This window comes from Klebsiella grimontii, from assembly GCF_900200035.1.
Taxonomy (GTDB): Bacteria; Pseudomonadota; Gammaproteobacteria; order Enterobacterales; family Enterobacteriaceae; genus Klebsiella; species Klebsiella grimontii.
Window position 1 is genome coordinate 192,947 of the sequence record NZ_FZTC01000022.1, and the last position, 23,899, is coordinate 216,845.

A 23,899-nucleotide genomic window follows, 5' to 3' on the forward strand; every position below is an offset into this window, starting at 1 on the left:
CTCACCATATAGCGTTTCTTTTATCGACAACCCCCTACATATAGTATTTATCCACAGAGTTAGTCACAACGGCGATCTGTGGATAAGTGGGGGATATTTTCTTTCACGGACAGGTATAATCCACATGAATCAGAGTCTGCTGGTGACAAAGCGCGACGGTAGCACCGAGCGCATCAATCTCGATAAAATCCACCGCGTGCTGGATTGGGCGGCAGAAGGACTGAATAACGTTTCCATCTCCCAGGTAGAACTGCGTTCCCACATTCAGTTCTATGACGGCATCAAAACCGCCGACATTCACGAAACCATTATCAAAGCCGCCGCGGACCTTATTTCCCGCGACGCCCCGGATTACCAGTATCTTGCCGCCCGCCTGGCGATTTTCCACCTGCGTAAAAAAGCCTACGGCCAGTTTGAGCCGCCAGCGCTGTTCGACCACGTGTCGAAAATGGTGAAAAACGGCAAATACGATACTCATCTGCTGGAAGACTACACGGAAGAAGAGTTCAAGCAGATGGATTCGTTCATCGAGCACGATCGCGATATGACCTTCTCCTACGCGGCGGTTAAGCAGCTCGAAGGCAAATATCTGGTGCAGAACCGCGTCACCGGCGAGATCTATGAAAGCGCCCAGTTCCTGTACATTCTGGTCGCCGCGTGCCTGTTCTCCAACTACCCGCGCGAGACGCGTCTGGACTACATCAAGCGTTTCTATGACGCGGTGTCGACGTTTAAAATCTCCCTGCCGACGCCGATTATGTCCGGCGTGCGCACCCCGACCCGCCAGTTCAGCTCCTGCGTGCTGATCGAGTGCGGCGACAGCCTGGATTCGATTAACGCCACCTCCAGCGCCATTGTTAAATACGTCTCTCAGCGCGCCGGTATCGGCATCAACGCCGGTCGCATCCGCGCGCTGGGTAGCCCGATTCGCGGCGGTGAAGCGTTCCACACCGGCTGTATTCCGTTCTATAAGCACTTCCAGACCGCAGTGAAATCCTGCTCGCAGGGCGGCGTGCGCGGCGGTGCGGCGACCCTCTTCTACCCGATGTGGCATCTGGAAGTCGAAAGTCTGCTGGTGCTGAAAAATAACCGTGGCACCGATGCCAACCGCGTTCGTCACATGGACTACGGCGTACAGATCAACAAGCTGATGTACACCCGTCTGCTGAAAGGCGGCGATATCACCCTGTTCAGCCCGTCAGACGTCCCGGGCCTGTACGATGCGTTCTTCGCCGATCAGGACGAGTTTGAGCGCCTGTACACCAAATACGAGCAGGACGACAGCATTCGCAAGCAGCGCATTAAAGCGGTAGAGCTGTTCTCGCTGATGATGCAGGAGCGCGCCTCCACCGGCCGTATCTACATCCAGAACGTCGACCACTGCAACACCCACAGCCCGTTTGACCCGGTGGTCGCGCCGGTGCGCCAGTCCAACCTGTGCCTGGAAATCGCCCTGCCGACCAAGCCGCTGGAAGATGTGAACGACGAAAACGGTGAAATTGCGCTGTGCACCCTCTCCGCTTTCAACCTCGGCGTTATCGATAGCCTTGATGAGCTGGAAGAACTGGCGGTGCTGGCGGTTCGCGCGCTGGATGCCCTGCTGGATTATCAGGACTACCCGATCCCGGCAGCCAAACGCGGCGCCATGGGCCGTCGTACGCTGGGCATTGGCGTAATCAACTTTGCCTACTATCTGGCGAAGCACGGTAAACGCTACTCCGACGGCAGCGCCAACAACCTGACGCATAAAACGTTCGAAGCGATTCAGTACTACCTGCTGAAAGCCTCTAACGAACTGGCTATCGAGCAGGGCGCGTGCCCGTGGTTTAACGAAACCACCTATGCCAAAGGCATTCTGCCGATCGATACCTATAAAAAAGACCTGGATGCGATCGTCAATGAATCCCTGCATTACGACTGGGAAGCGTTGCGCGAATCGATCAAAACGCACGGCCTGCGTAACTCCACGCTCTCCGCGCTGATGCCGTCCGAGACCTCTTCGCAGATCTCCAACGCCACCAACGGCATTGAGCCGCCGCGCGGCCACGTCAGCATCAAAGCGTCGAAAGACGGGATCCTGCGCCAGGTGGTGCCGGATTACGAAAAACTGCAGAACGGCTACGAGCTGCTGTGGGAAATGCCGAACAACGACGGTTACTTGCAGCTGGTCGGTATTATGCAGAAGTTTATCGACCAGTCGATTTCCGCCAACACCAACTACGACCCGACCCGCTTCCCGTCAGGTAAAGTGCCGATGCAGCAATTGCTGAAAGACTTGCTCAACGCCTATAAGTTCGGCGTCAAAACGCTGTACTATCACAACACTCGCGATGGCGCGGAAGATGCCCAGGACGATCTGGCGCCGTCCATCCAGGACGACGGCTGCGAAAGCGGCGCATGTAAGATTTGATAATATTGCCCGGCGGCGCGTCGCTTGCCGGGCCTACGGTATATTGTAGGCCGGGTTAGCGAAGCGCCACCCGGCTTGTAATTCCAGGACAGGATCCCCACTCATGGCATATACCACTTTTTCTCAGACCAAAAACGATCAGCTGCTTGAGCCGATGTTTTTTGGTCAGCCGGTGAACGTCGCCCGCTACGATCAGCAAAAATATGACATCTTCGAAAAGCTGATTGAAAAACAGCTCTCCTTCTTCTGGCGTCCGGAAGAAGTTGACGTTTCCCGCGACCGCATCGACTACCAGGCGCTGCCGGAACACGAAAAACACATTTTTATCAGCAACCTGAAATATCAGACGCTGCTCGACTCGATCCAGGGACGCAGCCCGAACGTCGCCCTGCTGCCGCTGATTTCAATTCCGGAGCTGGAAACCTGGGTTGAAACCTGGGCGTTCTCAGAGACCATTCACTCGCGCTCCTACACCCATATCATCCGCAATATCGTTAACGATCCGGCGATGGTGTTTGACGATATCGTCACCAACGAGCAGATTCAGAAACGCGCGGAAGGGATTTCCAGCTATTACGATGAATTGATTGAGCTGACCAGCTACTGGCATCTGCTGGGCGAAGGCACCCACAGCGTGAACGGTAAAACCATCACCGTGAACCTGCGCGAGCTGAAAAAGAAACTCTACCTGTGCCTGATGAGCGTGAACGCGCTGGAAGCCATCCGTTTTTACGTCAGCTTCGCCTGCTCCTTCGCCTTTGCCGAGCGCAAGCTGATGGAAGGTAACGCCAAGATTATCCGTCTGATCGCCCGCGATGAAGCGCTGCACCTGACCGGTACTCAGCACATGCTGAACCTGCTGCGTTCCGGCGTCGACGATCCGGAGATGGCTTCAATCGCCGAAGAGTGCAAACAGGCGTGCTACGACCTGTTCGTGCAGGCGGCGCAGCAGGAAAAAGAGTGGGCGGATTATCTGTTCCGCGACGGCTCGATGATCGGCCTGAATAAAGATATTCTCTGCCAGTACGTTGAGTACATTACCAACATCCGCATGCAGGCGGTGGGTCTCGATCTGCCGTTCCAGACCCGCTCCAACCCGATCCCGTGGATCAACACCTGGCTGGTGTCCGATAACGTGCAGGTGGCGCCGCAGGAAGTGGAAGTCAGTTCTTACCTCGTCGGACAGATCGATTCCGAAGTCGACGCCGACGATCTGAGCAACTTCCAGCTCTGATGAAACGCATTTTTTTGAAGATTTCTGACACTCGCCTTGAGTGTCAGGATGAACATCCCTCCCTGCTGGCGGCTCTGGAATCGCACAATATCGACGTGGAGTATCAGTGCCGCGAAGGCTACTGCGGCTCCTGCCGTCTACGGCTGGTTTCGGGCCAGGTTGACTGGCTCACCGAGCCGCTGGCGTTTGTCCAGCCGGGAGAGATTTTGCCCTGCTGCTGCCGGGCGAAAGGCGATATCGAAATTGAGATGTAAGTTTTGTCGGCTGGCGTAACGCTTACCCGACCGACAAAACTGCCGTTCACAGGCCGGGTAAGCCCGGCTTTTTACTGCTTCGCGTTCAGGAACTGCACCGCTTTATCCGGGAAATCAGTAAACAGGCCGTCGACGTCCGCCTGGCGATACAGCACGTTGTAGAGCTGATTGACGTCGGTTGCGTACTCCGGCAATTGATCGGCACGGACCGTATACGGATGGACCTGCATATGGCTGGCGTGAGCTTCTTTGACCATAGCCGTCAGCTTCACATCACCCGGCTTCGAGCCTTCGGCCACCAGCATATGGTAGTCCGGACCAATGCCGTCAGCGTACTGCGCGATCTGCGCCATCGCCCCCGGTTTGAACATCCAGTCATAGCTGTAGTTCACCCATTTGCCGTCGGCCTGCCGCTGCTGGGTTTCATTCCAGTCGGTATAGGCGATAAGCTGCACCAGATTGAGATCCATCCCCATCTTCGGCTCCAGCTCGTGTTTAATACGTTTCAGCTCATCCGCGTCAAAGCACTGCAGATAGACCTTATCCTGCTTGCGGGTATAGCCATACTCTTTCAGCACTTTAAGCGTACTGGCGGCAATATCCTTACCTTCCTGATGATGGAACCACGGCGCTTTGATTTCCGGGTAGATGCCGATGTTTTTGCCGGTTGAGTGATTCAACCCCTGCACAAACTCAATCTCCTCTTCAAAGGTATGAATACGGAAATCAGACTTCCCCATCGGGAAACGGCCCGGATAAGTTTGCACGTTCTTGCCATCTTTCGGCTCAAACCCTTCGGTAAACTTCAGCGACTTTATCTCGGCGAGCGTAAAGTCGATGGCGTAGAAGCGGCCATCCTTACGTGCCCGCTGCGGGAAACGCTGCGCCACGTCGGTCACCCGGTCCAGATAGTGGTCATGCAGCACCACCAGCCGGTCGTCTTTAGTCATCACCAGATCTTGCTCAAGGTAATCGGCCCCCTGAGCATACGCCATCGCTTTCGCCGGGAGGGTATGTTCCGGCAGATAGCCGCTGGCGCCGCGGTGGGCGATAACGATTTTCTCCCCCGCGACGGCGCTGAAAGAGAGCGCGGTAGCGGCCAGCACCATGCCGCTCATCAGAGCGGTTAATTGACTTTTCATCGCCGCTCCTTAGCCTTGTTTCATCTGCTGGTGATGACGTCGTTCACCCAGCATCACGATAATCAACAGCAGGACAGCCAGCACGCTGCCGCCGATCATCACCATAAAGCCGCCGTCCCAGCCGAAGAAATCGACGGTGTAGCCAACGATAGCGCTCGCGGCTACCGAGCCGCCGAGATAGCCGAACAGGCCGGTGAAGCCCGCGGCGGTGCCGGCGGCTTTTTTCGGCGCCAGCTCCAGCGCATGGAGGCCAATCAGCATCACCGGGCCATAAATCAGGAAGCCGATGATGATCATGCAGGCCATATCCACGCCCGGATTACCCGGCGGGTTCAGCCAGTAAACGACGGTGGCGATGGTGACCAGGGTCATAAAGAAGACGCCGGTCGCGCCGCGGTTGCCTTTAAATACTTTATCCGACATCCAGCCGCACAGCAGGGTGCCCGGGATCCCCGCGTATTCATAAAGGAAGTAGGCCCAGGATGATTTATCCAGCGCGAAGTGCTTAACCTCCTTCAGATAGGTCGGCGACCAGTCGAGGATGCCGTAGCGCAGCAGATAGACAAACACGTTAGCGACGGCGATGTACCACAGCAGCTTGTTCGGCAGGATGTACTGCATAAAGATCTGCTTTGCGGTCAGCTCTTCTTCGTGTTTCTCGCTATAGTCGTCGGGATAATCGTTTTTATACTCTTCGATCGGCGGCAGGCCGCAGGACTGCGGGGTATCGCGCATCATCGCGAAGGCGAAAATCGCCAGCAGGATCGCGCCGAAAGCTGGCATATACAGCGCCGCGTGCCAGTCGTTAAACCACGCCATCCCCAGCAGAAACAGCAGCGGCGGGATCCCGCCGCCGACGTTATGCGCGCAGTTCCATACCGACACAATACCGCCGCGCTCTTTTTGCGACCACCAGTGCACCATCGTGCGCCCGCACGGCGGCCAGCCCATCCCCTGGAACCAGCCGCACAGGAACAGCAGCACGAACATCACCATAATGCTGGAGGTCGCCCAGGGGACGAAGCCCATGACCAGCATCACCAGCGCGGCCAGGATCAGCCCTGCCGGTAAAAAAATGCGCGGATTCGAACGATCTGAGACCGAGCCCATGATGAATTTCGAAAATCCGTAGGCGATGGAGATACCGGAAAGCGCAAAGCCGAGATCGCCACGGGAGAATCCCTGTTCGATAAGATAAGGCATAGCCAAAGCAAAGTTCTTACGAACCAGATAGTAAGCGGCATATCCGAAGAAGATACCAATAAAGATCTGCCAACGTAATCGACGATATAACGGATCGATTTCCGCCGTTGGCAAACGCGCCTTATGCGCTGCGGGTTTAAATATACTTAACATATCAGCCTCCGTGGCCATTGCTGTTTTTCTGACGTCGACGCAAAAAAACGTAATTTATTCACTGACTTCTAATTTGGTCGCGATAGTAGGCAAAGCGTAAATCTAATACTGTGAAATGTCGCACACTTTGTTACAGAAATATGACAATGCTTTCCAATATGCGCGCAAAGTCACAACAAATGCTCGAATTACGCGCAAATATGCTCGAAATCAAACATTAAACGCTATCGATATGGCTAAATGATGTAAAACGAACACAGAGGACAGGGAGATGGCCGATAGTCGTGAATATGACGTCATTATTATTGGCGGCGGCGCAACCGGCGCCGGGATCGCGCGCGACTGCGCGCTGCGCGGGCTGAAGGCGGCGCTGGTTGAGCGCTACGATATCGCCACCGGCGCGACCGGGCGTAACCACGGCCTGCTGCACAGCGGCGCGCGCTATGCGGTCACCGATAGCGAATCGGCGCGCGAGTGCATCAGCGAAAACCGCATCTTACGCCGTATCGCCCGCCACTGCATTGAGCCCACCAGCGGACTCTTTATTACCCTGCCGGAAGATGACCCGGCGTATCAGCACACCTTTATCACCGCCTGCCAGCAGGCGGGTATTGAAGCCCAGCCTCTGACGCCCGCCGAAACGCTGCGCCTGGAGCCTGCCGTGAATCCCGCGCTGCTTGGCGCCGTGCAGGTACCGGACGGCACCGTCGATCCGTTCCGCCTCACCGCCGCGAATATGCTCGATGCCCGCGAACATGGCGCCACGATCCTCACCGGCTGCGAAGTCACCGGCCTGCTGCGCGAGGGCGATCGCGTCCAGGGGGTAGCGCTCTACGATCGTCAGCGCCGTGAACCGCTCAGCCTGCGCGCGCAGGTGGTGGTCAACGCCGCCGGGATCTGGGGGCAGCGTATCGCAGAGTATGCCGACCTGCGCATCGCGATGTTTCCGGCAAAAGGATCGCTGCTGATCCTCGACCACCGCATTAACCGTCAGGTTATCAACCGCTGCCGCAAACCGGCTGACGCCGATATCCTGGTACCCGGCGATACCATTTCGCTGATTGGCACCACCTCGATGCACATTCCCTATGACGAAATTGACGACAACCGGGTGACGGCCGGGGAAGTCGATACGCTACTACGCGAGGGGGAAAAGCTGGCGCCGATCATGGGGCGGACCCGGATACTGCGCGCCTACTCCGGCGTACGTCCGCTGGTCGCCAGCGATGACGATCCCAGTGGACGCAGCGTCAGCCGCGGCATCGTGCTGCTCGACCACGCCCAGCGCGACGGCATGGAAGGTTTTATCACCATCACCGGCGGTAAGCTGATGACCTACCGCCTGATGGCGGAATGGGCTACGGATGCGGTATGCCGCAAGCTCGGCAATACCGCCCCCTGTACAACCGCCGATGCGCCGCTTCCCGGCTCGCAGGAGCCGACGGAAACCACGTTACGCAAAATCATCGCTTTACCAGCATCGCTGCGCGGGTCGGCCATTTATCGCCACGGCGATCGTACCCCCGCCTGGCTTGGCGATAGCCGCCAGCACCGCAGTCTGGTCTGCGAGTGCGAAGCGGTCACCGCCGGCGAGGTTCAGTACGCGGTCGAAAATCTGGCGGTAAAAAACCTGCTCGACCTGCGCCGGCGCACCCGCGTCGGCATGGGCACCTGTCAGGGCGAGCTGTGCGCCTGCCGGGCCGCCGGGCTGCTCGCGCGTTTTAACGTCACCACCTCCGCGCGCTCCCTTACCCAGCTGTCTGAATTTCTGAACGAGCGCTGGAAAGGCGTCCAGCCGGTGGCCTGGGGAGACGCGCTGCGCGAAAGCGAGTTCACCCGCTGGGTCTATCTCGGCCTGTGCGGATTACAAAAGGAGCATCAGGATGAAGTTTGATTGCGCCATTATCGGCGGCGGCCTTGCCGGGCTGCTCTGCGGGCTGGCGCTCAATCAGCGCGGCCTGCGCAGCGTGATTATCAGCCGCGGCCAAAGCGCCCTGCACTTCTCTTCCGCCTCGCTGGATCTGCTCTCGACGTTGCCGAATGGCGAAACCGTCACCGATGTTGCTCACGGCATCGGCCAGCTGGCCCGCCAGCTTCCCGAGCATCCTTATGCCAGACTCGGCGCCGAACGGGTAATGGGTTACGCCAGCCAGGCGCAGGCTCTGTTTGCCGACTGCGGTATCGCTATGCAGGGTGAGGCCAGCCAGCCGCATCTGCGCGTGACGCCGCTGGGAACCTTACGCGCGGCCTGGCTTTCGCCGCAGGAGATTGCCACCGCGCCGCTGCCCGCCAACGGCGTCTGCGTGGTCGGCATCAGCGGATTCGGCGACTTCCAGCCGCATCTTGCCGCCGCCTCGCTGAACCAGCATGGCGTTCACGCCGAAGCGCAGGAGATAGATTTACCGCTCCTTGATGTTCTACGCGATAGCCCATCCGAATTTCGCGCCGCCAATATCGCCCGCCGTCTGGACGATGAAACACAGTGGCCGGCGCTGCTGGCGGCGCTGCGTCCGCTGGCGCAGCGGCACCGTTTCATTATCATGCCCGCCTGCTTCGGCCTCGCCGACGATCGTCTGTATCAGTGGCTACAGCAGCGCCTTCCCTGCCCGCTGCGCCTGCTGCCTACGCTGCCGCCGTCGGTGCCGGGGATGCGCCTGCACGCCCAGCTCCAGCGGCATTTTATCCGCGGCGGCGGCACCTGGCTTACCGGCGACGAAGTCATCAATATTAGCCAGCAGAACGGTATCGTTAACGCTATCTGGACGCGCAACCACGGCGATATCCCGCTGCGCCCGCGCTTCGCGGTGCTGGCCAGCGGCAGCTTTTTCAGCAATGGGCTGGTCGCCGAACGCAGCGGCGTGCGCGAGCCTATTCTTGGCCTTGATCTGCAGCAGACGCTACCGCGCGAGCGCTGGTATCAGCAGGACTTTTTTGCTTCCCAGCCCTGGCAGCGTTTCGGCCTGAAAACCGATGCGGCCCTGCGTCCGCAGCTTCAGGGGCAGACGCTGGAGAATCTGTTCGCCGTAGGTTCTATTCTTGGCGGTTTTGATGCCATCGCGCTGGGATGCGGCGGCGGCGTCTGCGCGGTCACCGCGCTGCACGCCGCAAGGTTAATCGGCGAGCTTGCCGGAGGTGAGTCATGAACGACACGCGTTTTGAACACTGCATTAAATGCACCGTTTGCACCACCGCCTGCCCGGTCAGCCGGGTTAACCCGCGCTACCCTGGGCCAAAACAGGCCGGGCCGGACGGCGAGCGCCTGCGCCTGAAAGACGGCACGCTCTACGACGAGGCGTTAAAATACTGCATTAACTGCAAACGCTGCGAAGTCGCCTGCCCCTCAGACGTCAAAATCGGCGATATTATCCAGCGCGCGCGCATGGAGTATGGTCGGCAAAAGCCCACGCTGCGCGATGCGATCCTCAGCCATACCGACCTGATGGGCACCCTCTCCACGCCGTTTGCCCCGCTGGTGAACGCCACCACCGGGCTGAAGCCGGTACGGCGACTCCTCGATGCCGCGCTTAAAATCGATCACCGCCGTACGCTGCCGAAATATGGCTTTGGCACCTTTCGCCGCGCGTATCGTCAGCTGTCTGCTCAGCAGGCGCAATACGCCGAACAGGTGGCGTTTTTTCACGGCTGCTATGTCAACTACAACCACCCACAGCTGGGCAAAGATCTTATCCGGGTGCTGAACGCCATGGGCATCGGCGTGCAGTTATTCAGTAAGGAGCAGTGCTGCGGCGTGCCGCTGATTGCCAACGGTTTTTTTGCCAGGGCGCGCAAGCAGGCGCAGAGCAACGTCACCGCGATGCGGGAAAATAGCCTCCCTGTTATTGCGACCTCATCAACCTGCACCTTTACCCTACGCGATGAATACCCGCACGTACTCGATATTGAGAACCGCGACGTTCGCGATCGTATTGAGCTGGCAACCCGCTGGATCTGGCGTCAGTTGGATGATGGGCGGCCTCTGCAGCTAAAACCGCTGCCGCTGAAGGTGGTCTATCACACCCCCTGTCATATGGAGAAAATGGGCTGGTCGCTGTATACCCTTGAACTCTTACGGCTGATCCCCGGCTTGCAGCTGGAGGTGCTCGACTCTCAATGCTGCGGCATTGCCGGCACCTACGGGTTTAAGTCGGAGAACTACGACTCATCGCAGGCCATTGGCGCGCCGCTGTTCCGGCAAATTGAGGAGAGCGGCGCCGACCTGGTGGTGACCGATTGTGAAACCTGCAAATGGCAGATTGAGATGTCCACCAGCAAACGCTGCGAACATCCCATCTCTCTGCTGGCGCAGGCGCTGGCCTGATACCAGCACCGGCTGCGGGGGGACTAATAGCTCCCCTTTCCCTCCGCCTGTTCGGCTATCGGCTTGAACATCGCCAGCCGTTTATCCAGCGCGCGGGTATAGAGGTTGGTATCAACGCCCACGGCGACAAAATTGGCCCCCCACGCCAGCGCTTTGTGCGCCATCTCCGGGTCAACGGCGAGGAAACCGGCGGCTTTTCCCGCCGCGCGAATGCGGCGGATGCTCTGTTCGATAATGCGCTGAACGTCCGGATGCCCGGCGTTGTCCGGGTAGCCCAGCGAAGCCGATAGGTCAGCCGGGCCGATAAAGACGCCGTCAATCCCCTCCACTTCGAGGATCGCATCCAGATTATCGAGGGCGGTTTTGCTCTCCACCTGAATCAATAGGCACAGTTCATCGTTGGCCTGCGCCATATAGTTCTCTACCCGCCCCCAGCGCGCGGCGCGGGCCACCCCGGCCCCGACGCCGCGGGTGCCCACCGGCGGATAGCGGGTAGCCGAGACGATCTCCCGCGCCTGTTCAGCGGTATCGACCATCGGGATCAGCAGCGTTCTGGCGCCGATATCCAGTACCTGTTTAATCAGGCTACGATTGCCCTCCACCGGGCGAATCACCGGCTGGCTGGCGTAGGGCGCGATGGCCTGCAGCTGATGATACAGGTCCTGAATGGTATTGGGCGCATGTTCGCCGTCAATCAGCAGCCAGTCGTAACCCGAGGTGGCGGCAATCTCAGCCATATACGAAGAGGTCGAGCTCAGCCACAGGCCAATTTGCGCTTCCCCTTGCAACAATCCCGCTTTAAATGGGTTCGATAAAATTGCGTTCATAGTTCTCCCTTACATTAATGCTGTACGCTGTCAGCCTGCGGCACCGTACGATTGACGCGCAGTGAAAAGATAATAACAACTCCGACAATCGCCACGCAGGCGAGCGTCACTAATCCGGCAGAATCACTCGCGAACATTGTTTCAGCCTGGACGCGGATAATCGGCGCCAGAAAACCGCCGATGGCGCCAAACAGGTTGACGAAACCGATGCCCGCGGCCAGCGCCGTACCGGACAACAGCTGCGTCGGCATGGTCCAGAACACCGGCTGTACGGCAATGACGCCCACGGCGGCAACGCACAGCGCGATAATCGCCAGCACTGGCGACACCAGCCCGGAGACGGCAATGCCAATCGCCGCCGCCAGCAGGGTGAATGCGGCAATATTACGCCGCTCGCCGGTACGGTCGGAGTAGCGCGGAATCAGCCAGGTCCCGAACAGCGCCGCTACCCACGGAATAGCAGTCACCACCGAAGCCACAAACCCCACCTTGGTGCCGAGCAGCGCGGCAACCTGGGTCGGCAGGAAGAAGATCAGACCGTAAACCGCTACCTGAATGGTCAGATAAATAATGGCCAGCTGCCAGACGCGGCCGTTGCGCAGCGCATCGGACAAACGCGAAGTCACCTTTTTCTGCTCTTCGCTGGCCAGCTCGCTGATTAACGCCTGTTTTTCGGCAGCGCTCAGGAAACGCGCCTTTTGCGGCGTATCGTCAAGCCAGAAGAAGGTGAAGAACCCGGCGCCGACCGCCAGCAGCCCCTCAATGATAAACATCCAGAACCAGCCGGGATGTCCCATAAAGCCGTGCATTTCCAGCAGCGCGCCGGAGAGCGGCGACCCGAGGGTCAGCGCCAGCGGCGCGCCCATATAAAACAGCCCCATAATGCTGGCGCGGTTCTGCTGCGGGAACCACTGGGAAGTCAGGTAGATCATACCCGGGAAGAAGCCCGCCTCGGCGGCGCCCAGCAGGGTACGCACCAGCAGAAACTTCGCTTCGGTGTCCGCCCACGCCATCGCCGCGGAGAGAAGCCCCCACAGCAAGGTGGTGCAGCCGATCCATTTTCTTGCGCCGAATTTGCGCATCAGCAGGTTGGCGGGCACCCCGAGAAAGGCGTACACCACAAAGAAAATCCCCGCCCCCAGCGCATAGGCCTCGTTGCTCAGGCCGGTATCCAGCTGATAGGTCTCTTTGGCAAAGCCGATATTCGAACGGTCAAGAAACGCCAGCACGTACAGCGCCAGCATAAAAGGGATCAAACGGGCGCGGTTTTTCTTCACCACGCTTTCAAGCAAGGTGTTGCTCATCGTAATATCCTCAACAATGGGCCGCACATCTGCGCTGTGCGGCACGACGGGATCAGTGGCTATAAGGACGTTTCAGGTTGCAGTCGCGGTTCAGCTCGACGCCGAAGCCCGGTTTATCCAGCACGCTTTTATGAATGCGCCCGTTTACCGGCACCGGCTCGTCAACCAGAATCGGGTCAAACTGCGGACGCATCGTTGAGCAATCCGGGCTGGTCATCAGGAACTCGCTGAACGGCGTATTGGTAAAGGTAATGACCGCGTGGTGCGAATAGACCGACGAGCCGTGCGGCACCACCAGCTGGCCGCGCGATTTGGCGATCGCCGCAATCTCCACCAGCGTGGTCAGGCCGCCGCACCAGCCCACATCAGGCTGCATAATATCGATGCCGGTTTCCGACAGCGTGCGGAAAGATTGCAGCGTGCCGTGGTGCTCGCCGCTGGTGACCATCATTCCGGCTGGCGCATTGCGTTTCAGCTCGCGGTAGCCTTCGTACTGCTGCGGCGGCAGGCACTCTTCGATCCACTTAAGGTTAGAGGGCGCGCAGGCGTGGGCCAGTTTAGTGGCGTAATTCACGTCCTGGCTCATCCAGCAGTCCAGCATCAGCCAGAAGTCCGGCCCGCATTTTTCGCGCATATCGGCCACCATCGCGGCATCTTTGCGGATCCCCGCGTCGCCATCGTGCGGCCCCCAGTGGGTCGGCATCTTGCCGCCAATAAAGCCCATCTCCTTCGCCAGATCCGGGCGCGCCCCGGTGGCGTAGAACTGAATTTCATCGCGCACCGCGCCGCCCAGCAGTTTATAAACCGGCAGCCCAACCACTTTGCCGAACAGATCCCACAGCGCCAGGTCGATACAGGAGATAGTATTCATCACCAGACCGCCGGATCCGGAGTAATACATGGTAGCGTTGAGCATCTGGTCATGGATCAGTTTGATATCGCTGACGCACTTACCTTCAATAAAGCGGTTCAGATGTTTTTCCACGATAAAGCAACCCATCTCGCCCGCGGTCGACACCGCAAAGCCGGTCTGCCCGTTTTCGGCTTCCACTTCAACGATCAGCGTACCGAGAACGTTGATGCCAAACGACTGGCGAGACTGTTCATACTGTTTATATTTGCTCATCGGCGTGGCGATATGATCGTCAATCCAGTGATTTGCCCCCTGGTCATGATAATCGCCGCCGCCAGCGCCTTTCTCTGCGGTAGCGCCGCCGATAAACCAGGCGCGGACGTGTTTAATTTTCGGTAGGGTCATGATCTTCTCCTTATTATGAGGCTTGTTGTTCGAAGGGGCTCTTCCACCCCAGCAGACGGGAAATATCTTTGGCGCAGGCAATCGCCCTACCGGCGAGGTAATCGCGATTGTCTTCATTGATTTGCAGACGGGTACCCACCACGGAAATGGCGGCGGTCAGCTCGTTATTGGCGTTAAACACCGGGGCGGCCACGCAGCGAACGTCGGGATAGTCTTCGCCGTTATCGAAGCTCCAGCCGCGGGCGCGAATACGCCCCAGCTCATCGAGAAGCTGCTGGGCGCTGGTGATAGTGGTTGGCGTCGCCCGTTCCCACCGCAGCTCGCTGATAATCGACTCCTGAACCCGCTCGGGCTGCCAGGCCAGCAGGCATTTACCGATACCGGAGCGATACAGCGACAGGCTCTTCCCCTCATGCGAGCGCACGCTGATGGTGGCCGGGGACTCAATCTTCAGAATGTAGTAGGCGTTGCCGCTGTCGATAATGCCCAGGTGGCAGAGCAGCCCACACTGATCCATCAGCTGCGTCAGGCGCGGACGCGCCAGCTCGCGCAGGTCCATTTTGCTCAGCGCCTGCCCGGCCAGCTCAACCAGCTTGGTCCACAGGCAGTAGTTATCCTGATTATCCATGCTGAGGAAGCGCTGTTTTTTCAGCTCTCCCAGCAGCAGATAGGCGGTACTTTTCGGAATACCCAGTTCGTCAATAATGGTCGCCGCGCTGCAGGGACCGATGCGGGCGATCAAATTGAGAATATCAATGGCGCGGGTCAGCGCCGGGACTTTGCTTGATTCCAACATACTGGACTCCAATCCTGAATACTGGAATCAGTGTTGCGGTTGTCAGGCGGATAAATTGTGAGCGGCTTCAAATGACGACGCTATTCCAGCAGGGTGGACGTTCGGAAGGATAAAAATGCGAGGTAGTACACAGAATATTTAAAAGCAAGTACAGCTGGCTGGACTCATCGCGCGTCGGGAAAGACTCCCGACGCGGAGGTTTGTTTACACCGTGAGAGATTCGACGACGTTAATCCAGCCGTGTTCGCCGGCCACCGGCTGGCCGTTCAGCCAGCGGCGCAGCATGTTCAGTGCCATCATCGCGCACACCTCCTGACGCACCTGCACGCTGTGGCGGCTGGTGGTGAATTTCACCCGCAGCGCGTGGGTGCCGTCCGGCGTAGAAAGCGCAAAATTCAGGTGATCGCTCTCCTGGCCGCTGACCGCCAGCGCCAGGCCGGCAAAATGTTTCTCGCGCCGCTCAGCCGCCCAGCGCGCGGACTGCGCCAGAGTCTCTTCCTGCGACGGAATGACTTCACTGGCCAACAGCGGCGCATTGACGCGTGAAAGCTGTAGCGCCAGCAGGCCGCCGGTAAACTGCTCGCTCAGCGTCAGGCTTAGCTGACGCTCCTGCAGACGACGGGCGATCTGCGCGGGCAGGCCTTCTGTGCCTTCGAAAATCATGCTCTCTCCGGCCACTTTCCGCACTTCCGGCCATAGCGCCAGCATCGCCTCGCGCTGTTCAGCGGGCCCGGTCAGCTTCAGTTCGATAATCGGCATCGAGGAGCGATAGCCCATCACCACTCCCGGCGGCAGCTGCAGATGATCGAGGCTCTGCGCCAGTTCGCTTTCGGAACGGCCGAAGGTGGTCAGACGCAGGCACAGCGGCGCAGCAGGCAGCGGGAAACGCTCGCGCAGGCGCGGTAAGATTTCCTGCTCGACCATCACCTTAAATTCGGAAGGCACGCCGGGGGTAAAAAACATCAGGCAGCGGTTTAGCTGCACGGCAAAACCGCAGGCGGTTCCAACCGGGTTATCGATCATCTCGGCGCTTTGCGGAATTTCCGCCTGTTTACGATTGCTGGCGGCCATGGGCCTGCCGCGCTCGGCAAAGAAACGGGTCATGGTTTCCAGCCACGCTTCGTGCAGAATCAACCCTTCGCCTTTGGCCGTCGCGGCGGCCAGCGCGCTCAGGTCGTCGCTGGTCGGCCCCAGACCGCCGTTGACGATCAGCACATCGGCATGCTCGCTGCGCTCGCGTAAAATCGCCACCAGGGAGTCGAGATCGTCACCAACGGTATGGCGACGCTTTAAGGGTAATCCTTGATTAAAAAAGAAATCCGCCAGCCACGCGGCATTGGTATCGATGATTTGTCCATGCAGTACTTCATCGCCGGTGGACAGCATTTCCACGTTTAACATTGTGAACTCCAGCCTGATAAGTAGAAATACTATATCGCAAAGCGGCTGGCGAAAAAGCCTGAAAATCAGGCGCGGCGGAATACCGCGCCGCAGAGATTAGAAGCTGGCGTTGACGCCGACGTACGGACCGTCAGCGACCGCGTTATCGCGGTTGCCGTCTTTACCCGCCAGGTTGAGGTAGCGGTAGCCGGCTTCGATGCTCAGAGGACGCATAATGGTAAAGCGCGCGCCGGCATTGGCTTCCTGATAGCTGTCGATGCCGCTGGAGAGTGAATCCGGAGAGTAATAGTATTCGCCGAACAGACGGAAGCTGTCGCCGATTTTCCACTGCAGACCGCCGCCGACCGCCGCCGCGTAGCCCTCATCGCCGTTGTTCGGATTGGTGTAAACGCCTTTGCCGCCCACGGTGGCCAGGAATGGCCCAAGGGGGATGTTCAGGCCCAATCCCAGACCCGCCGCATCGCCGTCGTCATCATTGTGCAGCCAGTTGCCGGTTACCGCCAGGCCGGTCGATTCGGTGCCGAATCCGACGCCGAGATTGGTGTAGTGCTCACCGGCCTGCCCGCTGACGCTGATCGCATTTGCCGCCGTCGAGACGAACATCATGCCGGCGAGGGCCATAAATATGCTTTTTTTCATTTTTATCTATCCAGAAAATAATAATAAGAAAATCCCAAAAAACCGCGAAATTGTACTGCCGAATGCTAAGGAATCAATGAACTAAAACGACGTTTGCCATTGTGATTGTAACCAGTTGCTACCGGAATTTTGCCAACGACTCCGGGTATCAATTCGATAGCCAGAGCCAGATTGTCCGTGCTGGCTATTTATTCTACAAAGTGTGCTCAGCTTATTTTTTTCCTTCAGGGAGATGAATAAGTTACATAAAACTTTGTCAGGAGATAAAGATGAGCAAGAAAGGACTAACCACCGGTGCCGGCGCGCCGGTTGTCGATAATAATAATGTCGTGACTGCAGGTCCTCGCGGCCCGATGCTGCTGCAAGATGTCTGGTTTCTGGAAAAACTGGCCCACTTTGACCGTGAGGTTATCCCGGAACGCCGAATGCACGCTAAAGGCTCCGGGGCATACGGCAAACTGACCGTTACCCACGATATCACCCGCTATACCCGAGCAAAGCTTTTTTCCGAAGTCGGTAAAACCACCGACCTGTTCCTGCGTTTCTCAACCGTCGCCGGAGAACGCGGCGCCGCTGACGCCGAGCGCGATATTCGCGGCTTTTCTATCAAGTTCTATACCGAAGAGGGCAACTGGGATCTGGTGGGCAACAATACGCCGATTTTCTACCTTCGCGACCCGCTGAAATTTCCCGACCTTAACCACGTTGTCAAACGCGACCCGCGCACCAACCTGCGTAATCCAACCTGGAAATGGGATTTTTTCTCCCTGCTTCCCGAAACGCTGCATCAGTTAACCATCGACTTTAGCGACCGCGGCATCCCGCGCTCATATCGCCATATGCACGGTTTCGGCAGCCACGCGTTCAGCTTTATTAACGCTGAAAATGAACGTTTTTGGGTGAAATTCCACTTCAAATCCCAGCAGGGGATCGCCAACCTGATGGATGATGAAGCGAAACGCCTGGTAGCAGAAGATCGCGAGAGTTCGCAGCGCGATCTCTATGAGTCGATTGAAAGAGGCGATTTCCCGCGCTGGACCTTCTACGTGCAGATAATGCCGGAAGCGGAAGCCAGCCGGGTCCCTTACAACCCCTTCGATCTGACCAAAATCTGGCCGCACGGCGATTATCCGCTGATTGAAGTCGGGGTACTGGAGCTTAACCGCAACCCGGATAACTACTTCGCTGAGGTTGAGCAGGTCGCGATGAATCCGGCGAACGTGGTACCTGGCGTGGGCTTCTCTCCGGACCGGATGCTGCAGGGACGGCTGTTTTCCTACGGCGATACCCAGCGCTATCGTCTGGGCGTTAACCATCATCAAATTCCGGTCAATGCTCCGCGCTGCCCGTTCCATAACTATCACCGCGACGGCGCGATGCGCGTTGACGGCAATAGCGGCAACGGCGTCACCTATGAGCCCAACAGCTTTGGCGTGTTTCAGGAACAACCGGACTTTAGCGAGCCGCCTTTAAGCCTTGAAGGCGCGGCGGCGCACTGGGATCACCGGGAAGATAGCGACTACTTTAGCCAGCCGCGCAGACTGTTTGAGCTATTAGGCGAAGATGAGCATCAGCGTATGTTCCAGCGTATCGCCAATGATATGCGGGATATTCCTGAGTTTATTCAGCAGCGACAAATTGGCCTGTTCAGCGAAATCCACCCCGACTACGGCGCGGGTGTTGCAGCGGCGTTACAGGCCTTAAAGCACGGGGAATAAGTACTGATGGCAGCCCTTAAGGCTGCCATTTTGCGCTTTTTAAACGATTTTAGTGCCGGAGCTTAGCGAGCTGCTGCTGCGATAAACCGGTCAGCTTTGCGACCTGAGAAGGCTCAAGCCCCTCATCCAGCATCGCCAGGGCAATGCGTTGCGTCGCCTCCTGCAGACCTTGATGTCGGCCTTCATTTCGGCCTTCATTGCGACCTTCACGTCGGCCCTTTTGTAAGCCCTTTTCTATCCCCGCCTTCATTCCCTGAAGGATCCCCTCTTTACGGCCACGCTCTTCCAGAAAATGAGCAATATTCATCAGCGTCTCCTTATGCGGCTTGAGCGGCGTCTTTTGCGCGAGCTTGCGTAAAAAGGCCACCGGATCGGCGGCGTTACCCGCCTGAAGCATATAATTCAGCAACGTTTTAAACTGCCGACGCGTAGTGTATCCCAAGGATAATATTCTGACCAGTTGCTCAGAGATGTCCATCAGGTCCCGCTGGCGGATATGTTTTTGCAGTAGCTCAAGCATAGCGACCCGGCGGTGCTGTACAAGCCGATCGTCAGGGATCTCAGTGACGTCTATTAGAGGAAAACTCCGGCTATACAGCCGCTCGGCCATCTCTGGCTGTGGAAAGCCATCCAGCCAGCGCGTTGAATACGGGTAGGGGCTGGTCCTGCCGTGATAAAGAGCAGAGGAATCACCAGCGGCAGCTGATGATGCCCTTTATCAAGATGACGCTGCATCGCCGCGATGGCGTATCGCATCAGGCGAAACGCCATATGCCTGTCGGGAGAGCTTTGATGCTCAATGAGAATGTAGATATACCCCTCTCCGCCATGGGTTTTTAGCGAATAAAGGATATCCGAATGGCTGGCGCGTAAGTCCTCTTCAATAAAACTGCCGGACTCCAGCTGCAGCGTCCGCAGATCGCACTGTTCCCGCAAATGCTTCGGCAAATGAATATGCAAAAAATCGCGCGCCGTTGCCCGTTGGGACAAAAGATGTTTAAAGACCGCATCGTGCGGCGAGTGGCTTGCTATCTGTTCCATGATGGCCCCTGACCAATTAACTTGCGCTCACCCTACCACCACTCGCATTCACCGCGCGTTTTCGCTTGCGGTTTGCCGAGGCGGCTCGCAAACTGGGCCATTACAATTTTTATCCGCATCATCATTAAGGAGAAATCATGCGTCAAAGGACTATCGTCTGCCCGCTCATTCAACATGAAGGCCACTATCTGCTGTGTAAAATGGCCGACGATCGCGGCGTGTTTCCCGGCCAGTGGGCGCTCTCCGGCGGCGGCGTCGAGCCAGGCGAGCGCATTGAAGAGGCGCTGCGGCGAGAAATTCGTGAAGAGCTGGGCGAAAAACTGCAGCTGACCAACGTCACCCCGTGGACCTTTCGCGACGACGTCCGGGTTAAAACCTACGCCGATGGCCGCCGGGAAGAAATTTATATGATTTACCTGATCTTCGACTGCATCAGCGCCAATCGCGACGTGACGATCAACGAAGAGTTTCAGGACTACGCCTGGGTGAAAGTCGAGGATCTTCCTCACTATGATTTGAACGTGGCGACCCGCCGGACCCTCACCCTGAAAGGCTTACTCTGAACGCGCGCGCAAAAAGCGCAGCCTGACCTTCAGCCCGCCCAGCGTTTCGCTCCGCAGCAGCTGCGGATGGCTGCGGTGCAGGCGCGCAATATCGCTAACCAGCGCCAGGCCAAGCCCGGCGCCGGGGTTATCCCCCACGTTTTCCAGACGATGAAACGGCATGAGCGCCTGCTGAATCTGCGCATCATCGATCCCCGGCCCGCTATCTTCGACGTCCAGCAGCACCGCCTCTCCGTCACGATGCAGGCTGACGGTGACGATCCCCCCCTGCGGCGTATAGCGAATCGCGTTATCCAGCAGATTCGCGCACAGCTCGCTCAACAAAACGCCGTCTCCGGCGATGGTCACCGTCGAGGTTTCCCCCTCATAACCGAGATCGATAGCTTTGCTCCGCGCCTGCTGAAGACGGGAAAAGCAGCTATGGTGAACGATCTCCTGAAGGTCTACCGGCGGGAACGCCTGTTCCCCCTGCTCTTTCCGTTTGATGGTAGCCAGCTGCAGCAGGCGCTCGGTGAGCAGGATCGTGCTATTAAGCGTGCCGCTCATCGCCGCCAGGCTCTCGCGCCACAGTCGGGGATCGCCGCTCGCCAGCGCCACCGAAGCCTGAGTTTTCAACACCGCTAGCGGCGTTTTGAGCTGATGAGACGCGTCGGCGCTAAACCGCTCCTGGCGGGAAATCATCACCCGCAGCCGGTCGATATAGCGGTTAAAGGCGACGATCAGCAGCCGGGTTTCCGACCACGGCAGCAGCTCCGGCAGCGGCGTCAACAGGCCGGGTTCGCGCCGTACCATCAGCGCCGAAAGCTGGCGCATTGGCCGCAGCACGCGGCGCAGCAGCCAGCCGGCGAGCACCAGCGTCAGCAGCACTAATAGCCCCTGCGAGATCCATGATGAAAACAGCAGCTGTCCCGCCAGCCAGCGCCGCGACTGCAGCGTTTCGGCGATATAGATTTCCGCCATGCCGACAACGCCGCCTTCGTTAACCGGCTGCAGCAGCCGCGCCACGCGAATGGCCTGGCCGCGATATTCGGTATGATAAAACCACGCCAGCGCCGGATAGAGATCGGTACGAGAGGTTGATGGCGGCATTGGCGGCAGGTCGTCAAAACCGGAAATCACCCGCCTCTCGGGATCGAGAACTTTATAGTACAGGCGATCGTTCATATTCAGCTCAAAGCTATCAAGCACCACCCAGGGAACATTCACTTCCAGCCTGCCGTGGCGTACCACCAGACGCTCCGCCACCGTGCGGGCGGAGGAGAGCAGCGTACGATCGTAAGCCTGGGTCGCCGCCTGCAGGGCGCTGACGTAGCTATTGAACGCCGACAGCCCCCACAGCAAAACCAGCGGCAGGCCGAGAAACAGCAGCAGCTGGGCGAATAACGACTGCGGTTTACCCCACCTCATGATGAGCGAGCTCCAGCACGTAGCCCAGGCCGCGCAGGGTCACGATACGCACGTTGCTCTCCTGAAGTTTCTTACGCAGACGATGAATATACAGCTCAATGCTTTCCGGGCTGACGTCATCGCTGAGGCTGAAAACCTGTTCAAACAGCTGCTGGCGCGACACCGGCCGCGTACGGCGGAACATCAGCACCGTCAGCAGCGCCTGCTCGCGCGGCGTCAACGACAGCGTCTGCCCGCGCAGTAAAAAATAGCCTTCATCGCGATATTCCAGCGCGCCAATCTGTTGCACCTCATGCACCTGGCCTTCGCTACGCCGCAGCAGCGCGCGCAGCCTGGCATCCAGCTCTTCGAGCTCAAAAGGTTTTGGCAAATAGTCATCGGCGCCGACGTTCAGCCCTTTAACCCGATCCGCCACCGCGCTGCGGGCGGTTAACAGCAGGACGGGAAGAGTCTGCCCGCGCTTTCGCAGGCGCTGCACCACCTCCAGACCGTCGAGTCCCGGCATGCCGATATCCAGCACCGCCAGCGCATATTTTTCGCTTTGCAGCAGATGATCGGCCGCCCGGCCATCAAATACGCAGTCCACGGCAAACCCGCCCTGTACCAGCGCTTTCTCCAGCCAGTGAGCCAGCTCACGGTTATCTTCTGCCAGTAAGAGACGCATATCACATCCTGAAAAGTTGCTGCCGCGTTGAAAGGGAAATGAAAGGTAATTGTTTTAACAATCATGCAACCGAATAGCCACATGCCGGTTCACATAATCAAAAAAACGTACCCTGTAACTGACTGAGGAAGCCTATGAATATTCCATTCCTGCGCCATCTTAGCGCCCTCGCGCTATGCCTTTGTACCGCCTCCGCCTGGGCCGTCGAGGCGCCTTCCCGTACCGAATGTATCGCGCCCGCCAAGCCCGGCGGCGGCTTCGATCTCACCTGCAAACTGATTCAGGTCAGCCTGATGGAAACCGGCGCCATCAAAAAACCAATGCGCGTCACCTACATGCCCGGCGGCGTAGGGGCAGTGGCCTACAATGCGATCGTCGCCCAGCGTCCCGGCGAACCCGGTACCGTGGTCGCCTTTTCCGGCGGCTCGCTGCTCAACCTGGCGCAGGGCAAGTTTGGCCGCTACGGCGTGGATGATGTCCGCTGGCTGGCCAGCGTCGGCACCGATTACGGCATGATCGCGGTACGCACCGACTCGCCGTGGAAAGACCTGCCGTCGTTCATGGCGGCGATGGAAAAAAATCCCGCCAGTATCGTCATCGGCGCCGGCGCCTCAATCGGTAGCCAGGACTGGATGAAAGCGGCGCTGCTGGCGCAAAAAGCGAACGTCGATCCGCACAAAATGCGTTACGTGGCCTTTGAGGGCGGCGGCGAACCGGTCACCGCGCTGCTGGGCAATCACGTACAGGCAGTCTCCGGCGATCTCAGCGAAATGGTGCCTTATCTACAGGGCAATAAAATCCGCGTGCTGGCGGTCTTCGCTAACGAAAGGCTACCGGGCGCGCTCGCCGATGTCCCCACCGCCAAAGAGCAGGGCTATGACCTGGTATGGCCGATTATTCGCGGCTTCTTCGTGGGCCCGAAAGTCAGCGACGCCGACTATCAGTGGTGGGTGGATGAGTTCACTAAATTGCAGCAGACCGACGCGTTCAAAAAGCAGCGCGAGCTGCGCGGCCTGTTTGAATTCAACATGAACGGCAAGGAACTGGACGCCTATGTCAAAAAGCAGGTGGAAGCGTATCGCCAGCAGGCGAAATCCTTTGGCCTGGCAAAATAATTAACGGAGGTTGCGATGAGCGATCGTATTTTTGCCGGTGTGTGGCTGCTGCTCTGCGCGGGGGGAATGTTTATCGCCTGGCAAATCCACAGCGAATACGCCTATGAACCCGTCGGCCCGCGCCCTTTCCCGGTAGGCATTATCGGCCTGATGCTGCTGTGCTCTGTTTTACTGCTTCTGCGTCGGCCCGACGCCATCACCTGGCCTGGGCGTCTGGTTTTACAACGTTTATTGACAATGGTGGTGGCGCTGGTGGTCTACGCGTGGGGTTTTGAATGGCTGGGTTTTCCTCTGGCCACCGCGCTGCTGACCGCCGTTTTTGGCCTGCTGTTTGGCGCCACCCTGCCCGCTGCCGGGGTAGCCGGCGTGGCGATGGGCATCGCGCTGTGGTACGTCTTTGACGCCCTGCTCGATGTCACCCTGCCGCTCGGCGTCTGGTTGAGTTAACGGAG

20 protein-coding genes and 1 pseudogene are annotated in these 23,899 nt (G+C 58.3%); 10 read left to right on the plus strand and 11 right to left on the minus strand.

Annotated elements, in window-relative coordinates:
• Positions 1 to 124 precede the first annotated feature (124 nt).
• The 3 genes from nrdA to yfaE all read left to right on the plus strand — a co-directional run bounded on the left by nrdA (position 125) and on the right by yfaE (position 3,898).
• Positions 125 to 2,410: a class 1a ribonucleoside-diphosphate reductase subunit alpha gene (nrdA, locus tag KOSB73_RS21600; RefSeq protein ID WP_004123055.1), complete on the plus strand. Its 2,286-nt coding sequence runs from the start codon at positions 125 to 127 to the stop codon at positions 2,408 to 2,410.
• A 103-nt stretch (positions 2,411 to 2,513) separates the two neighbouring features.
• A complete protein-coding gene (nrdB, locus tag KOSB73_RS21605) occupies positions 2,514 to 3,644 on the plus strand; it encodes a class Ia ribonucleoside-diphosphate reductase subunit beta (protein ID WP_004123058.1) in 1,131 nt (376 codons plus the stop codon).
• Complete coding sequence (gene yfaE / locus KOSB73_RS21610) at positions 3,644 to 3,898, plus strand: class I ribonucleotide reductase maintenance protein YfaE (protein WP_004104002.1); 255 nt, start codon at positions 3,644 to 3,646, stop codon at positions 3,896 to 3,898. Before nrdB ends, yfaE begins: the two co-directional genes overlap by 1 nt.
• Positions 3,899 to 3,969: 71 nt before the next feature.
• Here yfaE and glpQ read toward each other — a convergent pair whose 3' ends face one another.
• Complete coding sequence (gene glpQ / locus KOSB73_RS21615) at positions 3,970 to 5,040, minus strand: glycerophosphodiester phosphodiesterase (RefSeq protein WP_049099352.1); 1,071 nt, start codon at positions 5,038 to 5,040, stop codon at positions 3,970 to 3,972.
• 9 nt (positions 5,041 to 5,049) lie between these two features.
• Positions 5,050 to 6,396 (minus strand): glycerol-3-phosphate transporter, encoded by a 1,347-nt coding sequence (gene glpT, locus KOSB73_RS21620; RefSeq protein ID WP_004123062.1) that lies wholly within the window; start codon positions 6,394 to 6,396, stop codon positions 5,050 to 5,052.
• 271 nt (positions 6,397 to 6,667) lie between these two features.
• On the opposite strand from glpT, the gene glpA reads away from it, so the two are divergent.
• The 3 genes from glpA to glpC are packed head-to-tail and all read left to right on the plus strand — an operon-like array spanning position 6,668 to position 10,714.
• Positions 6,668 to 8,290, plus strand: a complete 1,623-nt coding sequence (glpA, locus tag KOSB73_RS21625) for an anaerobic glycerol-3-phosphate dehydrogenase subunit A (RefSeq protein WP_049087157.1) — start codon at positions 6,668 to 6,670, stop codon at positions 8,288 to 8,290.
• A complete protein-coding gene (glpB, locus tag KOSB73_RS21630; protein ID WP_049087156.1) occupies positions 8,280 to 9,539 on the plus strand; it encodes a glycerol-3-phosphate dehydrogenase subunit GlpB in 1,260 nt (419 codons plus the stop codon). Before glpA ends, glpB begins: the two co-directional genes overlap by 11 nt.
• Positions 9,536 to 10,714: an anaerobic glycerol-3-phosphate dehydrogenase subunit GlpC gene (gene glpC / locus KOSB73_RS21635; protein WP_024359240.1), complete on the plus strand. Its 1,179-nt coding sequence runs from the start codon at positions 9,536 to 9,538 to the stop codon at positions 10,712 to 10,714. The genes glpB and glpC overlap by 4 nt, the downstream gene beginning before the upstream one ends.
• Before the next feature lie 23 nt (positions 10,715 to 10,737).
• Here the strand turns inward: glpC and yfaU are convergent, their stop codons facing one another.
• From yfaU to KOSB73_RS21665, 6 genes are all read right to left on the minus strand, one after another.
• The gene (gene yfaU / locus KOSB73_RS21640; protein WP_024359241.1) at positions 10,738 to 11,541 is read right to left on the minus strand and encodes a 2-keto-3-deoxy-L-rhamnonate aldolase; all 804 of its coding nucleotides are present in this window, start codon (positions 11,539 to 11,541) and stop codon (positions 10,738 to 10,740) included.
• A 14-nt stretch (positions 11,542 to 11,555) separates the two neighbouring features.
• A complete protein-coding gene (locus KOSB73_RS21645) occupies positions 11,556 to 12,845 on the minus strand; it encodes an MFS transporter (RefSeq protein ID WP_024359242.1) in 1,290 nt (429 codons plus the stop codon).
• A 52-nt stretch (positions 12,846 to 12,897) separates the two neighbouring features.
• Entirely contained in the window at positions 12,898 to 14,103 is a 1,206-nt protein-coding gene (gene rhmD, locus KOSB73_RS21650; RefSeq protein WP_004134009.1) for an L-rhamnonate dehydratase, read from the minus strand.
• A 13-nt stretch (positions 14,104 to 14,116) separates the two neighbouring features.
• Positions 14,117 to 14,899, minus strand: a complete 783-nt coding sequence (locus KOSB73_RS21655; protein WP_098140981.1) for an IclR family transcriptional regulator — start codon at positions 14,897 to 14,899, stop codon at positions 14,117 to 14,119.
• A gap of 204 nt (positions 14,900 to 15,103) precedes the next feature.
• Positions 15,104 to 16,300 carry a nicotinamide mononucleotide deamidase-related protein YfaY gene (locus KOSB73_RS21660; RefSeq protein ID WP_024359244.1) on the minus strand — a complete coding sequence of 399 codons (1,197 nt, stop codon included), beginning with the start codon at positions 16,298 to 16,300 and terminating at the stop codon, positions 15,104 to 15,106.
• A gap of 96 nt (positions 16,301 to 16,396) precedes the next feature.
• Positions 16,397 to 16,939, minus strand: a complete 543-nt coding sequence (locus KOSB73_RS21665; RefSeq protein WP_004123076.1) for a YfaZ family outer membrane protein — start codon at positions 16,937 to 16,939, stop codon at positions 16,397 to 16,399.
• Between the two features lie 269 nt (positions 16,940 to 17,208).
• On the opposite strand from KOSB73_RS21665, the gene KOSB73_RS21670 reads away from it, so the two are divergent.
• Positions 17,209 to 18,657: a catalase gene (locus tag KOSB73_RS21670; protein ID WP_098140983.1), complete on the plus strand. Its 1,449-nt coding sequence runs from the start codon at positions 17,209 to 17,211 to the stop codon at positions 18,655 to 18,657.
• 49 nt (positions 18,658 to 18,706) lie between these two features.
• Here KOSB73_RS21670 and KOSB73_RS21675 read toward each other — a convergent pair.
• Positions 18,707 to 19,698: pseudogene (locus KOSB73_RS21675) on the minus strand (Rpn family recombination-promoting nuclease/putative transposase).
• A gap of 137 nt (positions 19,699 to 19,835) precedes the next feature.
• Between KOSB73_RS21675 and nudI the strand changes: the two are divergent.
• A complete protein-coding gene (gene nudI / locus KOSB73_RS21680) occupies positions 19,836 to 20,261 on the plus strand; it encodes a nucleoside triphosphatase NudI (protein WP_024359247.1) in 426 nt (141 codons plus the stop codon).
• Here the strand turns inward: nudI and KOSB73_RS21685 are convergent.
• Together KOSB73_RS21685 and tctD are read right to left on the minus strand one after the other, a co-directional pair.
• Positions 20,253 to 21,668, minus strand: a complete 1,416-nt coding sequence (locus KOSB73_RS21685) for a sensor histidine kinase (RefSeq protein ID WP_024359248.1) — start codon at positions 21,666 to 21,668, stop codon at positions 20,253 to 20,255. The genes nudI and KOSB73_RS21685 overlap by 9 nt on opposite strands.
• Positions 21,655 to 22,332 (minus strand): transcriptional regulator TctD, encoded by a 678-nt coding sequence (tctD, locus tag KOSB73_RS21690; protein ID WP_024359249.1) that lies wholly within the window; start codon positions 22,330 to 22,332, stop codon positions 21,655 to 21,657. Before tctD ends, KOSB73_RS21685 begins: the two co-directional genes overlap by 14 nt.
• Before the next feature lie 134 nt (positions 22,333 to 22,466).
• Here tctD and KOSB73_RS21695 point away from each other — a divergent pair, with 134 nt between their 5' ends.
• Both KOSB73_RS21695 and KOSB73_RS21700 read left to right on the plus strand, forming a co-directional pair.
• Complete coding sequence (locus KOSB73_RS21695; protein ID WP_024359250.1) at positions 22,467 to 23,447, plus strand: Bug family tripartite tricarboxylate transporter substrate binding protein; 981 nt, start codon at positions 22,467 to 22,469, stop codon at positions 23,445 to 23,447.
• 15 nt (positions 23,448 to 23,462) lie between these two features.
• On the plus strand, positions 23,463 to 23,894 hold the full coding sequence (locus KOSB73_RS21700; protein WP_004133992.1) for a tripartite tricarboxylate transporter TctB family protein: 432 nt from the start codon (positions 23,463 to 23,465) through the stop codon (positions 23,892 to 23,894).
• Positions 23,895 to 23,899 lie beyond the last annotated feature (5 nt).